Source organism: Paraglaciecola chathamensis S18K6 (assembly GCA_000314955.1).
GTDB classification, from domain to species: Bacteria; Pseudomonadota; Gammaproteobacteria; order Enterobacterales; family Alteromonadaceae; genus Paraglaciecola; species Paraglaciecola chathamensis.
In genome coordinates this window covers 112,967-128,215 of the sequence record BAEM01000043.1, presented here as the reverse complement: position 1 = coordinate 128,215, position 15,249 = coordinate 112,967, and the positions used below count along the sequence as shown (strand labels likewise).

The following is a 15,249-nucleotide window of genomic DNA, read 5'->3' as shown; positions in this document are numbered from 1 at the left end:
ATAAGGCAGTAAAACAGAGTAGAGTAACAGATGAACCGATAAGTTCAGCGCTTTGAATGTAAAGGTAGTGTAAAGATGAAGCGCACCTCGCTATTTTTTATCCTTCAAGCCTAAGGTTGTTCGCTTCGCTATGCTTTTGCTGGCTTTTAGGCAGTCCTTCAAACTAAAAAACGCGCTTTATTGACATCTATTTGATGGCAAATACTCTCTGAAACGAGATGATACAAAATTTACTCTCCACCTCGTGCGCTAATTAGGTGCAATTGTCCAAAATTGAACCAATATTGTGCGCTGCATATCAACTAAAGTCCGCTTTTTTATTGTAACTATCTGATTTTTATTAAATAAAATTTATGGCATAGCTCTTGTTCTATTCAATGCAAACAAAGCGTGAATATCATAATAATTATCGGGAGCAGCAATATGAAACTAGTCACAGCGATCATCAAGCCATTCAAGCTAGATGATGTGCGCGAAGCCATTTCTGAAATAGGGATCGACGGTCTAACCGTTACCGAAGTCAAAGGCTTTGGGCGTCAAAAAGGTCACACAGAGTTATATCGTGGCGCAGAATATCAAGTGGATTTCCTACCTAAAGTGAAACTAGAGGTCGCGGTTCAAGACGACCAAGTTGAGCGTCTAGTAGAAGCCATAGTCGGTGCAGCCAAAACAGGCAAAATCGGTGACGGTAAAGTCTTTGTTTATGACTTAGAGCACGCAGTTAGAATTCGTACGGGTGAGACCGACGGCGAAGCTATTTAGAGATACAGAGGATAATAATAATGGAACAAGCATTTCACCTACAATACGCTATGGATACGTTTTATTTCCTAGTGTGTGGCGCACTCGTTATGTGGATGGCCGCCGGCTTCTCAATGTTAGAAGCAGGCCTAGTCCGCTCAAAAAACACCACTGAAATACTGACTAAAAACATCGCTTTGTTTGCGATCTCTTGCCTTATGTACCTAGTGTGCGGTTACGCCATCATGTACGGTGGCGACTACTTCTTAACTGGCATCGAAAGTGTTGATGTAACAGAAACATTAGGCGAATTCGCTGGTCGTGAAGATGGTTTTGAAGGTGGCTCAATTTACTCAGGTGCATCAGATTTCTTCTTCCAAGTAGTATTTGTTGCAACCGCTATGTCAATCGTATCTGGCGCAGTGGCTGAGCGCATGAAGCTTTGGGCTTTCCTTGCTTTTGCTGTTGTGATGACTGCTTTTATCTATCCTATGGAAGGCGGTTGGACATGGGGCGGCAACTCTGTTTTCGGAATGTACAGCTTAGGCGACGACTTCGGATTCTCTGATTTTGCTGGTTCAGGTATCGTACATATGGCTGGTGCCGCTGCAGCGCTTGCGGGCGTATTGCTACTTGGTGCTCGTAAAGGTAAATACACCGCGGATGGCAAAGTGAACGCTATTCCAGGCGCTAACTTACCAATGGCGACATTAGGTACATTCATTTTATGGATGGGTTGGTTTGGCTTTAACGGCGGTTCAGTTTTGAAGCTAGGTGATATCGCGAATGCTAACTCAGTGGCCATGGTATTTTTGAATACGAACGCTGCGGCAGCAGGTGGTGCAGTTGCTGCTTTAATCTTGGCCAAAATATTATTTAAGAAAGCTGACTTAACCATGGTCCTTAACGGTGCGTTGGCAGGCTTGGTAGCGATTACCGCTGAACCTTCTACACCTTCAGCGTTAGGTGCAACGATTATCGGCGCAATCGGTGGTATTATTGTTGTATTCTCAATCATTAGCTTAGATAAACTGAAAATTGATGATCCAGTGGGCGCTATCTCGGTTCACGGCGTAGTTGGTTTCTTCGGTGTAATGGTTGTACCTGCAACAAACGACGGCGCAACGTACCTAGGTCAATTCGTCGGTGCACTTACCATCTTTGTATGGGTGTTCTTTGCTAGCTTGATAGTATGGGCAATCCTGAAAGCGGTAATGGGTATCAGAGTCTCTGAAGAAGAAGAATTTGAAGGTGTTGATATTAGCGAATGTGGTTTAGAAGCTTACCCAGACTTCACGACCGGTCGTTAATCACGCGTTCAGATAAACAAAACACACATGGTGGGCAAACAATAATAATAGTACCCACCCTGCATTCTTTCTAGAGTGTGAAGTAAAAATCAAAGCCTCGCTTATTAAGCGAGGCTTTTTCGTTTTATTTGCTTAGGGTTTTAATAAATTTTAAAGGGGGAGCGGTGTATTTCGCTTTAAATGCATTACTAAAATTGGCTGAGTTAGAGTATCCCAGTGCATCTGATACGTCTTGTGTTGACGGCAATTGGCGTAATAGTTTAGACGCTAAATAGAGTCGATAACTGATAATGTATTCTTGGCTAGATAACTGAAAGTATTTGTTAAGCAGTGGATACAGTTTACTTTTTGGTTGAGTCATCAACGCGTATATGTCTTTTAGCTTGTCGCCAGATTTAATACGCTTTTGCGCCGCTTGATGAAAATCCAGTAAAACCGCTAACTCCTTATCGTTCATGGCCAGCGCACTCAAATGGGCTTGTTCGCTCTGTGTCATACTGGGGCTGGCTGAAAGAAGCGTTTTTATTTGTTCTTCTAGAATGTCGCTATAGCGCTCTGCTTTCTCTAAGAATACAGTCGCCCCGTGCTGCAGCGCTTTTTTATGGGTGTCATTTTGCGCTGAACCGGTTAAAAACAACATAAATACGGTTTTAGAATGTTTTCTTCGCACAGCGCGCATGAAGTTCAGGCCATTCATCGGCTGCATTAACCAATCTACGATAATTAGAGATGGATTGACCAGCGAGATATTATCAAGTGCAACGAGTGCTTCATGATAAACAAAAGGTTCTACCTTTAGATCCAAGCATAACTCTTCTAGGTAGTCAGTCATTGAGCTGTCGTCGTCAATGATCATCACTTTTCGGGTGTTTTCCGTTAGCGTATCTAGTTCTGCGAAATAGTGATCAATTAACATCGTTACAAACAGTGTTGAAAAATGGTTGGGAAACGTTCATCAATAACCTAGTTAGTTCACGTCTCGCTAAGGGGTATTTTAATCCAAACATTTGTGCCTTTGTTGTTGTTTTTAGTGACAAAATCAATGCTGCCATTAAGGATATCGAGCAACGACTTTACATTGGTTAAGCCCACACCGGACCCCCTACTTTTGTATGAGTTGCTATTAGAGCGATAATGCAACTGAAAAATCTTCTCTAAATCTTGCTCATCAAATCCACATCCTCTATCTCGAATATTGACCTGCAACTGTGCGCCGTGTAATTCAGCAAATACATTGACCACACCACCTTGTTCTGAAAACTTGATGGCATTGCTGAGCAGGTTTTCTAGGATCAAAAACAAGGCTTTTTCTGGGGCGAGTAGGTTTAATTCGTTGTGAATGGAGGGGGCTATTTTCACCTTAATAGAAACATCAGTGTCATGGGCGACAGGTTGCAATAACTCAACGGTTTTAAGTATCGTTGAGCGTATTGCTTGCAACGTAAATACTGGTGCTTGGTAGCCTTGTTTACTTAATTGTAAAAGCTCATCAATCAACTCAGAGGTATCGCTAAGGGCGCTTTGCAACTTATGGTTTTTACGTTTAAGGCTATCAATGTCGCTATGAGTGAGTAGGTTGCTGTGCTGCAAACGTTTGTCTATTTGTTTAGATAAACCAATACTGGCAAATATAGGAGATTTAAAACTGTGTTGGATTTGTAAGTACAGGTTTTCCTTAAAGGATAGGTGTTGTTTGATCTGACTATGTTGTTCAGAAATCATGCGGTTTTTATTTACCAGCATACGTGTATAGCGCCGATCGTACAGCCATTTGAGTATAATAAAGATGAGTAGCGAAACTAAGATTAGGTAGCCGAAATAGGCGATAGGAGAAAGTAAAGGATGGCCTTTCTTGACGACGCTAAGCACGTCATCAGTCTTGGTGGATAAAGGGACAGTGAATTGCCCATTTGCTAGTCGGCTCAAGCTTAAATTCGGTGTGCGATAATCTATATTTTTAGCCTCAGGCGTCACTAAACCGAAATATGGATTGCTAAAGGTGAGAGTGAAATCTCGTACGGCCCAATCAAGTGTTAATTGCTGGGTCAAAAACATGGGGCCTGAGGTAATTTGCGGTACTTTTTGCCACAGGCCATAGGTCTCGCCAGCGTACTCAATGCTTGAAATAACGCGAGAATAAGACGGCACATCTTTCGTGATAAAGGTTTTAGGGTCAAACACTACAAAACCATTAATTGTTCCCAGCACTAATCGCTGTTGAGTATCCAGTAAGGCTGCGTTGAGATTATGTTCGTTGCTTGATAAACCATGTTCTTCTTTGAGTACCAATGCTTTGCCTGTTTGCATAGAATATTTATACACGCCGTTATTCGATGTCACCCACAGCGTATCGTCGTGTAAATCAGGCGCTGGTTTTTGTATCACGACAGAATAAGCGTTGCCTTGAGTGATCCCCAGATATTCAAAGCTGCTGAGGTTTTCATCGAAAATGTATACCCCACCATCCGTGGCAACAAAATACTTCTCATCATGCCAAGGAGTAATATCGAACACCCAATCGGTCTTTAAGTCTGAGTTGTGCTCATCGAAATGGCGAAATTGATGACTGGTTAAGTCAAAAATACTTAAACCGCCACCCGTACCGATCAGCACTTTTGTGTCTTTCATCGTAAGTGTATAAATATCTTTTCTACCCATGGCATGTTCGGTTCCCCACACGTGCCATGTTCGATTGTTGGTGTCAAAAGAGACTAAACCCACTGTTGAGCCAATCCATAAAGTATCGTCCTTTATGGCCAAACTGTAGTTATAAGAAGCGCCTATGGGGGAGTTGGTTTCGTCAAAATGCTGAATGACTTCATGTGTGTGGGCGTCTACTTGATACAGGTTATTACGCGCCGCCACCCACAAAAAATCACCGGATTGCAAGGTGTCATAAATGACTTGATTGCCCAATGCAGAAATGGGTTGAGCACGGTTCTCATCAAACAGATACAAGCCAGCTAGCGTGCCTACCCAATATTTGCCAGCTGTTTGCTCGGTGAATGACAAAATATAATTGTTGTACGTTTGACTGTCTGTTGCCCGATATATAGCGACTTGCTTACGTTGCAAATTGGTTACCGATAGCCCGCGGTTTGTACCTACCCAGATACGACCAGCTTCATCCAACACTATTTTGCGTACCGTATTGCTTAATAAAGAATGGTAGCTCAAATTATTGTGGTAGATGTTAGTCCAGCCACGTTGCAAAGGCTGTTTAGCATCAAGTGAGCGATAATTTAACCCAAAGCGCGTACCGACCCACAACGTATTGTTTGTATCTAACGCCAGCGTAAGGATTCGGTTGGCTGATAGGGTATCTGATATATCTGAATCAGCGTATATGTGATGGTAGCCGCCTGCGGCGCTTAAAAAATGTAAGCCGTTATCGGTTGCCAGCCAGAGCCCACCTTCGTCGTCAAATAACATATCCTGAATATGGTTATTTTGAGTAGATTGCTGACTCAGTGGTTGTGAGACAAATTGAAGGTCTTTCAAGTTGTATGCAAACAGTTCGTTATTGCCACTAAACCATACTTTTTCACGTTCTGGGTGATATAAAATCTTACGTACAAAAAAGTGACATTCCACTGTTTGTTGTGCCTTGGCGCAATAGTCGACTGGCAGTGAGCGTGGTGAGGTTTCACCACCGTAAAATGCTTGAATATGAAGCGCGTTGTTCAGTATATAAATACCGCGATCCGTCCCTAACCAAAATGTGTCCTTTACTTGCGTAATGGAATACACCCCAGCACCCGATAGATCAACATATTGTTTGTTGCCTGTTAATTGTTCAACAACGACCAATCCATCTAGAGTGGCAACAAAAAGACGCTCATCGAAAGCTTTAATGTCGCGAATGTAACGATACTTAGGCAAAGAACTAGGGCTGAGATCGACTAAGGTAACCGTATTGCCATCAAAGCGATGGAGCCCGTCTTGAGTGCCTATCCACGTAAAGCCATATTGGTCATTCGCTAGGCTGTAAACAGATGCTTGGTTTAGTCCTTGTTCTAGTGAAATGTTATCGAAATAGAAGTCTCGCTTTACCGCTTGTTGCTTTGTTTGCGGTACGGATAACGCGGAAAAACTGCATAAAATCAGACTGATTAAAAGAATAAAAAACTGCACAAAACGTCCATGTGTCAAGGGCTTACAAAAACTAAGTATGCAAAATTTCATCGGTCTAGGAAACTATTAAAGTTTATTCATTTATTGTGCTAATTCATTCTTTTACCTGAGGTAAATCGCCGCAGCCCTTTGTTTATCAGCTTATTAGTGACTTTTTAGCGACACTAAAAGCGGTGTAATACTTTCTAACGTTTTAACCTTTGACATCGATTCAAAGGAGACACTGTTGAGGTTTGTTTCATTCTATTTTGAGAAGCGTTTATGGGATGGTTTGGAGCAACAGCAGCGAATGATAATAAAAAATGCTAGAAGTTGATTAAGGATAAGTATGAAAGCACACAAGACGTTAGTTTCCATGTCAGTAGCAGCGTTGCTCAGTGCATGTGGTGGTTCTTCTAACGATAGTATCGATGCACCCGTCGTTGTCGCGCCTGCCCCAGTGGAAACCACCATTAGTGGAAAAGCGATTAAAGGTTTATTAGCCAATGCAGTTGTCACTGTATTCAAATATGTTGATGGCGAAGCGATAGCCCTATCCGGTGATGAGCTAAAAGACAGTGAAATAAAAACAGATGCGCAAGGCGGTTATACCTTTACCGTGTTGGATTATACAGGCCCTATTAAGGTAGAACTGTCAGTAGACAGCGATAGCCCAACGACTATGGTGTGTGATGCTCCTTCGGGCTGTGGTAGCGCCGAATTTGGTGAAACAGTCGATTTAACCGCACTAGATCCAAACTTTACCTTATCCTCAGTAGCGAATGTTACGTCAGGCGAAGAAACTCAAATTAACGTTTCTGCATTGACACACTTAGCGACCTTATTGGTTGAACAGCAAGAGACCATTAGTGCAGAGGTGATCACTGAGCAAAGTGCCATTATTGCCAACACCTTCAAAATTCAAGGTAGTTTATCAAGTCAAACCCCAACGTCAGTTGAAGATAGTGCACAAGTCGCTGCTGAAGATAACGCCAACGAGCTGCGCTACGGGCTGATTAATGCGGGTATCGCCCAAGCGTTATTCGCTGGTGAAAGCAGTGCAGAAAATGTGATGTCAGAGAAGTTTGCCGCGCTTGCGGCTGATCTGATAGAAGGTAATGGTCAATTACTGAATAGCCAAGATGAAGATGACGATTTTGAATTGGCGATCAGCGATGTACTATCGGGCGCACAATCAGCGGCAAACACGGTTGCTCAGCAAGTAGCCGATAACGCTGAACTAACTGATACTCAAGCGCTTCTCACCTCGTTATCTCAGCTTGATGTAAAACTAGCCAACGAACAACAAAATAATAACCTACTGGCGGGTGAAAGCGGACGAGTAGCGGTAGGAGCCGATACTGTCACCCAAGGTGATGCAGTGGCCAAAGCCAGAGCTATGGTTGATGATGTGCGCGTGTTAGCAAATTTGTTCGATTTACAAAGCGACGAAAATGCCGCAGTGACCACGTTAGGCGAGGAGTATTTAACCTTGCTAGATGAAGCAGGACAAATGATAGAAGCCCAGGCCGATGACTTTGTATTGCTCAGCCAAGTGGCTCAAGCCGTCACGCAACTCAGTTTAGTGCTAGAAGACGAAAGCGAAACACAAACCCAGTTTACCATCAGCGAGCTTATCGACGCTGAAGGTATAACCGGTAGTATTACCTTTGATGAAGAAAATTACCTGTATGCTATTGATGCTTCTTCCGCCGACGGTCAAGTAGTGAAGTTGACTACGAATGTCTCGCTTGACGATACTGGTACAAAAGTAACCCTAGCGCTAGAAGGGGAGCTAGACAATACCCACGCGAGTTTTGTGATTGCACCGGGCAGTCAGATTTCACTTGAGCTTGCAGAAGCTGCCGAAAGCTTAGATTACTTGCAAGGTCGAGATGTGGACGTCATGCCCATTGCAGGGGAATTAGCTCTTGATGTTACCTTGGCGCAAAAAGCCAATGATACGGTAACAGACCCTGTGACATTTAGCGGTCAAGTCTCGGCTAAATTACTGCCGCTAGAAATCGCTCGCCTGAGAGAAGATCACGACCATCAAGTCAACAATGGAAATTTGTATATCCCTCAGTCCGAAGTTGTCGCTCTGCCAGAGATGCTTAGTTTAGCTGGTCGCTTCAGTTCACTTAGTGGCAATGAAGTACGTGCTTCACTTACGGTTGATGTGGCGAATGCTGATGGCTACCAAGCCCCTGAATTCACTTATATTGGTCGTGAAATAGATGACGTGTATGGCATTCAAGTGTCGGAAGACGGCTTGACCTTAAAAACGATTGTACCTGAAGAGACAGATCACCTAGGTTACACCAGCACAAGTGTATTTGAACCACTGAGCTTCAGTGAAGGTGCCTACAAACAGACCTTTAGTTATGTGGCTGATGTGCCAAGTGAAGACTTTTTTGGTAATGGTTACGAAGCTGTCATAGTCAGTAGTGGTGGCTTTAATGGCAACCCCTCTGAATCCTTCTTTATCACAAAGGCCTACAAGTATGAGGATGGTGGGTATTACGTTACGTCACAAACGGTAGAACCCGTGTTTAACAATGATGGTAGCGTCGGTGGCTTTGAAGTCTATTGGCTACAGTTTAGCTCTAACAACCTAGAAGATTTTGAAATCGACCGAGACAACATGTTTAACGGTCAGGGCGAGATCATCGATGTTCAAGGCAATGTTGTTTCGCGTACGACATATTCTGTCGGTTTCTATTACAGTTTCGAAGAGTTAACCCAAGTGAGTTGGTTATACTCCGACTTGATGTACCAAGCGAATAATGCAGCGGACCTTTTCGTAGCGGCTCGCGAAGATTACCCTAAACCTTTCGTATTTTACTTGCCGGACTTAGGTAACGCAGCCCTACTGTGGACAGAAGAAAATATTGGCCAAGTTACACCAGGGGCGGATGTGTCGTTCAGCGGCATACTCTATCAAGCTCGCATTGAAGGTGCCTTGAATATTGATGTCAGTGAAGATGCCAATATGGTGACCGCTACGCTAGCCGATCAATTAATGGCGACCACAAGCTATGTTGAAGATGAAGCGGGTAACCATGAGGTTTCGATATTATCTACGGATCAAAATGGTGAGGTATTTAAGCAGCATATTAGTGTTGAAAAAACGGCTAGAAACCTTGATAAACCATTGCTATTGGTAAATATGCAGGCGACTTTTTATCAACAGTTTAGTCAAGCACAACGTTTGCTATTGATTCCTGGGGATGCTAACGATGATGGTATTGCTGATGGATATGCAGTTACTGTTTTTTATGGTGAATACTTTGATAGCGAAGGTAATTTAATTAACTATGGCTCTGATGAAATAGTCAATCATCCAAGCTCTAATTATTATCTTTCTGCCAACGAACGATGGGATGATTTTTTCGATCAAATTACGATCGGCTATGACCCGCTAACAGTAAGCAACGCTTTAGATGTATTTTCCGGTTTGATGGAGTACAACAATGGTGATTCGCTAACAGAACTTCAGTACAGCTTTGATGATTATACTGTTGCTGAACAAGGGGTTTATAACATTCGCTTAAGTGCCGAAGAACTCTCAACTCTAGCTGCTGGAGCGAGCACCCGCTTTGACGCTGTTATAGCGGAGCCAGAATCAAGCACAATGCTAGAAGATGATGAAACCTACTTTGACGTTAATGCCGCTTTATCTGTAGGGGTGACGTTAGGGGACTATGTGCTTGATTTGACATTGCAAGGTCAACGAAGTGCGCGGGAAGAGGGGCAGTTTTCGTTAGACGTTCAATATCAAATCCCAGATGAGGAAACTCAACGTTCGTTCACGGTTAACGCCAACACCGAGCAAGAGGACGCTTACATCGTTAGAAACAGCGAAAGTGTCACCTTGGTGCTCAGTAACGTTGAGGCGCAGGCTGATGCACAAGGCGAAGCTTCTCTTGGCCAAATACTGGTTGGTTCAAATGCTGAAGTTGCTGCCGAAATCGTCGACCGTGATGGGGTTATTATGGTGCTTTACGCTGATGAAACAGTAGAAAGCCTGTAGTTACCTCATTCATTTTCATAACCTTTAAAAGCATGTCATTCACTTTGTGAGTGGCATGCTTCTCTCGTTGTTAATTCCTTCGTAAAAGATGATGCTAAAACTAAATATATTTAAATATTCTCTGCTCGCCAGTGTTGGTTTACCCATGTGTGTAGCCGCTGTTCATGCAAGTGAGTCTTCACAGCAGTTTTCACCGCCTTCTCAAGTCAGTATGTATTTTAAGAGTGAATCTTACAGTCATATTTTGCCGATAAAACAATTAGTAGAAGACGAGTGGCACACCAAACCGAAAGACGATGCTGATCTCGCATTTAGTCAAAACGAACTGGGTAGCGAAATTCTGATAAATAATTGGAGTATCAACCCAGCGTATCGAGTGGATTATTTTGTACGTACCAACCCTGATACCGCCGCTGCGTTCTATGCGGATCGCACGGATCTACCGTTTGAAAAGACGCAAACTTACAACCTCTCTCTAGCACTGCGAGAGAACCGAGCGAAAGGTCTTCGACTTGGTTATCAATGGCAGAATGAACATTTTTTTAGTCATATTAAGTTAGGTTATTGGGCCGTTGCCGGAGCGCGAGATTCCAGATTAAGCGGTACTTTGACTCAAAATAGTGCGGGTGAATTGCAAGGTACCGGCCAGTTAACGGAACACTACACTGATAATAACTTTTTGAAGCGCCCCAACGTCAAAGGGGAGCGCTGGAATGACAGTGGAACGGGTTATACTGTGGATATCGCATTAGCATGGCGGGTCACATCGGCTCTCTTGTTACGTCTCGATGCCCAGGATCTATATTCTCGCTTCTCATTGGACGACGCAGGCCTAAGTGACGGCTTAGTTGATACCGACAATCAATACACTAGAGCCAGTGGAATAACCGGCTTCAAACCGTTATACAGTGGTATCGAAACCAGCGCCTCGCATGATTACCAATTACCAAAACGGGTAAAACTTGAAGCTGCCTATCAATTTGACAAGGTGGTTATGCACACACAACTGCGTTATATCGCTAGCCAAGCTTTTTATTTATTGGGTGCGAGTGTTTCCTTGGCGGAAGAAAGTCGCTTAACCTTGCTGATTGATATAGAGCGTGCCACGCCGCACCTGATATTAGATACTAAGTGGCTGGACGTTACTCTAGCTCTAGACAAATTAGCCACCAAGAGCGCATATCAGTTTGCCTTGGGGGCAACGTTTAGTTACTCGTTCTAAATTAGGGTAATTTATATTGATAGTCGCTTTGCTCATGCTCAGCGGCTGGCTTTTAAAAGCGCTAAAAGGTGTTTTCGCTTTATATGCACAGCGGGAACTCTTGTCGTGGCGTATTCTAGTGGCAGGGATTATGCGTAACGGTGAAAATCGCGTATATTAGTTATTAGCGTAAAGCCCCGTGCAAGAGGGTATTCATATTCATCGGGATTGTATTCCCAGTATGAGCATAACGCTTGACTAAAACCACAACCACACTAAGAATTTTATGCCACAACCACAAAAAGGGATTTGTGCTGAAGCAAGCTTGCATGCCCTGTATTTATTGCTCAATGTGAACGACGACGATGATCACGCTATGCGGGTCAAAATCGCGCAAATTGTTGATCTAATTGCCCATTATGACGAAGAATATTATGAGGCTATGGTCACAGGGGTTGTTGCGATCGGTAGTAGCTACTGGCACGAGGTATATCCTGGGCTAATACCGGTAGAGTTGGCCCCCTTTCCTGATGTGCAGTGCGACGATCGCGGTGCCCCAGTTGCCCCATGCGACCTATTCATTCAAATTCGTGCTGACCGTGCCGATGTTTGCCACGCCCTCGCGATGGAAATCATGCGTTTGCTGGGAAATCATGTAGATTTGATTGAAGATATACGTGGATTCAGATATTTAGATGGCCGTGATCTAACAGGGTTTATATACGCCGATGACAACCCCAAAGGCATGCAAAAATTGGATATTGCTTTGGTGGGGGAACTTGACCCCGACTTCGCTGGTGGCAGTTACTTACATGTTCAACGCTATCGCCACAATATTGCCAAATGGGAGCAATTGTCGACCTATCAGCAAGAATACATTATGGGTCGTAAAAAGTCAGATAACAGCCCGTTAAGCGACGCGTTTAAGTCCCCGCGTAGTCACTATGATTGTACGCAAGTCACGGACACGCAAAATCAAGCTATGCGTCTTTTACGTCAGAGCATGCCTTACGGAGATATGCATGTGCAGGGGCTGTTTTTCGTCAGTTGTGCTCGAAGTCCTAAGCCTTTCGAGCATATGCTGCGTAGTATGCTTATGAATGATGAAAATGGTGAGTACGACCGCTTTTTGGATTTTACCAGTGCAGAAACTGGAGCTGCTTTTTTTGCGCCTTCACTGACCTTTATCAAACAACGAGCTAACTAGTTACATTTTACAGAGCGTGTCACGTTAACGTAATGTATCAGCCATGCTTTTGTCATACAAAGCACCTACTATAAGGCCGCCTTTTCGGGCTTAATGTATGTGTTCCGTGAACCTTTAAGGGCAGCGCAATGGCTGCCCTCTTTTTATCGCTTAAATCCAGCTACTTCCCCCATTTATAAAAGGCAGTCTATAACTGCACTGTGCCGTCCCAATTTTCCGGCAAAGCGCTTTCTGCCAGTTGCTGGCATTGCAGGATATGTAGCCGGGGCAGGTGATCCTCTGGGCTTAGCTTAGCCGCTTGTTCAAAGCAATTTATTGCCTGAACCCAATTTTGCTTAAAGCGATACCCTAAACCTTGCTTAATTAGCGCACTGTTACTTTGCTTCAGTTGTTGCTGCTCTTGCGGTAAATGGGCGATTACTTCGTGAATCTCTATGGCGTTGCTGCGCCCTTTGACTTTTACCCAATCGAGCAATCTTGATGTGAACCGCTCTGGTTGTGCAGCTTGTTGCAATGCTTGAGCGCTTACAACAATGTCGCATTGGTAAATGGGGGCTAACGCTTCAAGGCGATAGGCAATATTAACACTGTCGCCAATAACGGTGGTGTCCATGCGGTCATCTGAGCCAACAGTACCTAACACCACAGGACCAAAATGAATGCCAATCCCCATATCTATCGATGCATAGCCACTGTTTTGCCTGTGCTGATTGTATATTGTTAAGGCTCGACGTAAGTCGAGCGCGGCACAAAGGGCGTCTTGGGCTTTGTCTTCGTCGCCCCCATCTGGATGGTCAAACAACGCCATAATGGCATCACCAATAAATTTATCAATGAAACCAGAATTGAGATGGATGGGGTCGTTCATCCTCAAGAAATATGAGTTCAAAAAGCGCATTAATTCTTGCGGACTCATTTTCTCTGATAGGCCGGTGAAGCCACGAATATCACAAAACAAAATGGCCACATCGTCTTCCACCGCGTGACCTAACTCTAGGACTGTGGCGCCATGCTTGGCAAAGTGGTCTACAAACTGTTTTGGTACGAATTTTTGAAACGTGTGGCGTAAACGTAGGGCTTCATCCGCTTTTTGTTCGAAGCGATCAGAGGGAACGTCAATCTGCTTTTTTTGATTAACACTGCGCAGCTTTACTGAGGTTTTGTGACTTTTAGAGGTACTGAGTTTGGACAGTTTATATAGTAAAAAAGCAATTATGATGAAGCAAATAATGCACAACGCTAGCAAAGCAAGTGGTAAGGGCTGAGAGACAGTTTCTAACATAGAACTTACATTGCTTCGCTGGCGAGTGACGGATATTGCTACATTAACCGAACTTTTTGGTTACGTCAGCCAGAACCTTCTCAGCAATTTGTAGGGTCTGCTGTATTACTTCTGGATTATGTTGCGCTGAAACAAAGCCTGCTTCATATGACGCGGGTGCTAAATACACACCATTTTCTAACATGCCATGATAGAAGTGATTGAACTGTTCGGTGTTGCAGTTGATCGCTTGTTGGTAGTTAGTCACGCGTTCAACATCAGTAAAGAATAGTCCGAACATGCTACCTGCATAGTTAACACTCATAGGAATATTAAGACTGTCGGCGATGGTTTTAATACCTTCTGCTAACGTTTTGGTCGCTTCGCTAAGCTCATCATATAAGCCTGGGCGCTTGACTTGGTTTAACGCAGCTAAGCCAGCGGCCATAGCCACAGGGTTGCCTGACAAGGTACCTGCTTGATACACAGGACCGGAGGGTGCGATGTGTTGCATGATGTCTCTTTTGCCGCCAAAGGCGCCAACTGGCATACCACCACCAATCACTTTCCCTAGGCAGGTTAAATCTGGCTCAATCTTGTATTTAGCTTGCGCGCCACCTAAGGCCACACGAAAACCCGTCATTACTTCATCAAAAATCAGTACCGCACCGTATTGGTCGCATACATCACGCAGTCCTTGCAGGAAACCATCTACAGGGGGAATACAGTTCATGTTGCCTGCAACAGGTTCAACAATGATACATGCAATATCATCTGGGTATTGTTCAAAAGCTTGAACAACCGAGTCGATATTATTGTATTCCATTGTCAGGGTGTGCTTGGCAAAATCTGCTGGTATACCTGGGGAGCTTGGAACACCAAAGGTTAAGGCGCCAGAGCCTGCTTTAACCAATAAAGCATCGGCATGGCCGTGATAACAGCCTTCGAACTTCAAAATTTTATCGCGTTTAGTATAACCCCTGGCCAGACGAATAGCGCTCATCGTCGCTTCGGTACCTGAGTTAACCATGCGTAGCATTTCCATCGAAGGGACTAACTCGCTGACGAGATCAGCAATGGTCACTTCGGCTTCAGTAGGGGCACCAAAACTCAGACCCTTATGAGCCGCATCAATCACCGCTTGGCGGATTTGTGGATTGTTGTGGCCTAGCACCATCGGTCCCCACGACTGGACGTAATCAATATATTGTTTGCCGTCAGCGTCATATAAATAAGGGCCATCGGCTTTTTCAATAAACGGTGGTGTACCACCAACGGCTTTAAATGCGCGCACGGGAGAGTTGACGCCACCTGGGATGTGCTTTTGAGCACGGCTGAATAATTGTTCTGACTTTTGCATATTGTTCATCTTCTCTTATTACG

General features: G+C 44.0%; 9 protein-coding genes. 5 read left to right on the top strand and 4 right to left on the bottom strand.

The genetic code is table 11. From position 1 onward, the window contains the following. The first annotated feature begins 423 nt into the window (after positions 1-423). Positions 424-762: a P-II family nitrogen regulator gene (gene glnK, locus GCHA_RS16690; RefSeq protein WP_006992692.1), complete on the top strand. Its 339-nt coding sequence runs from the start codon at positions 424-426 to the stop codon at positions 760-762. Between the two features lie 20 nt (positions 763-782). Then, on the top strand, positions 783-2,051 hold the full coding sequence (locus GCHA_RS16685; RefSeq protein WP_007990326.1) for an ammonium transporter: 1,269 nt from the start codon (positions 783-785) through the stop codon (positions 2,049-2,051). Between the two features lie 124 nt (positions 2,052-2,175). Here GCHA_RS16685 and GCHA_RS16680 read toward each other — a convergent pair whose 3' ends face one another. Together GCHA_RS16680 and GCHA_RS16675 are read right to left on the bottom strand one after the other, a co-directional pair. Next, complete coding sequence (locus tag GCHA_RS16680) at positions 2,176-2,967, bottom strand: response regulator transcription factor (protein ID WP_007990325.1); 792 nt, start codon at positions 2,965-2,967, stop codon at positions 2,176-2,178. Positions 2,968-3,023: 56 nt separating this feature from the next. Continuing rightward, complete coding sequence (locus tag GCHA_RS16675; protein ID WP_007990324.1) at positions 3,024-6,185, bottom strand: ligand-binding sensor domain-containing protein; 3,162 nt, start codon at positions 6,183-6,185, stop codon at positions 3,024-3,026. A gap of 328 nt (positions 6,186-6,513) precedes the next feature. Here GCHA_RS16675 and GCHA_RS16670 point away from each other — a divergent pair, with 328 nt between their 5' ends. The 3 genes from GCHA_RS16670 (at position 6,514) to GCHA_RS16660 (ending at position 12,605) form a co-directional block, all read left to right on the top strand. After that, complete coding sequence (locus tag GCHA_RS16670; protein WP_007990323.1) at positions 6,514-10,197, top strand: hypothetical protein; 3,684 nt, start codon at positions 6,514-6,516, stop codon at positions 10,195-10,197. A gap of 88 nt (positions 10,198-10,285) precedes the next feature. Further along, a complete protein-coding gene (locus tag GCHA_RS16665) occupies positions 10,286-11,419 on the top strand; it encodes a hypothetical protein (protein ID WP_272994995.1) in 1,134 nt (377 codons plus the stop codon). Between the two features lie 265 nt (positions 11,420-11,684). Beyond that, positions 11,685-12,605, top strand: coding sequence for a Dyp-type peroxidase (locus GCHA_RS16660; protein ID WP_007990320.1), 921 nt, complete (start codon positions 11,685-11,687; stop codon positions 12,603-12,605). A gap of 187 nt (positions 12,606-12,792) precedes the next feature. On the opposite strand, the gene GCHA_RS16655 is transcribed toward GCHA_RS16660, so the two are convergent. Both GCHA_RS16655 and hemL read right to left on the bottom strand, forming a co-directional pair. Then, on the bottom strand, positions 12,793-13,887 hold the full coding sequence (locus GCHA_RS16655; RefSeq protein ID WP_007990319.1) for an adenylate/guanylate cyclase domain-containing protein: 1,095 nt from the start codon (positions 13,885-13,887) through the stop codon (positions 12,793-12,795). A gap of 43 nt (positions 13,888-13,930) precedes the next feature. After that, complete coding sequence (gene hemL / locus GCHA_RS16650; protein ID WP_039992692.1) at positions 13,931-15,226, bottom strand: glutamate-1-semialdehyde 2,1-aminomutase; 1,296 nt, start codon at positions 15,224-15,226, stop codon at positions 13,931-13,933. Positions 15,227-15,249 lie beyond the last annotated feature (23 nt).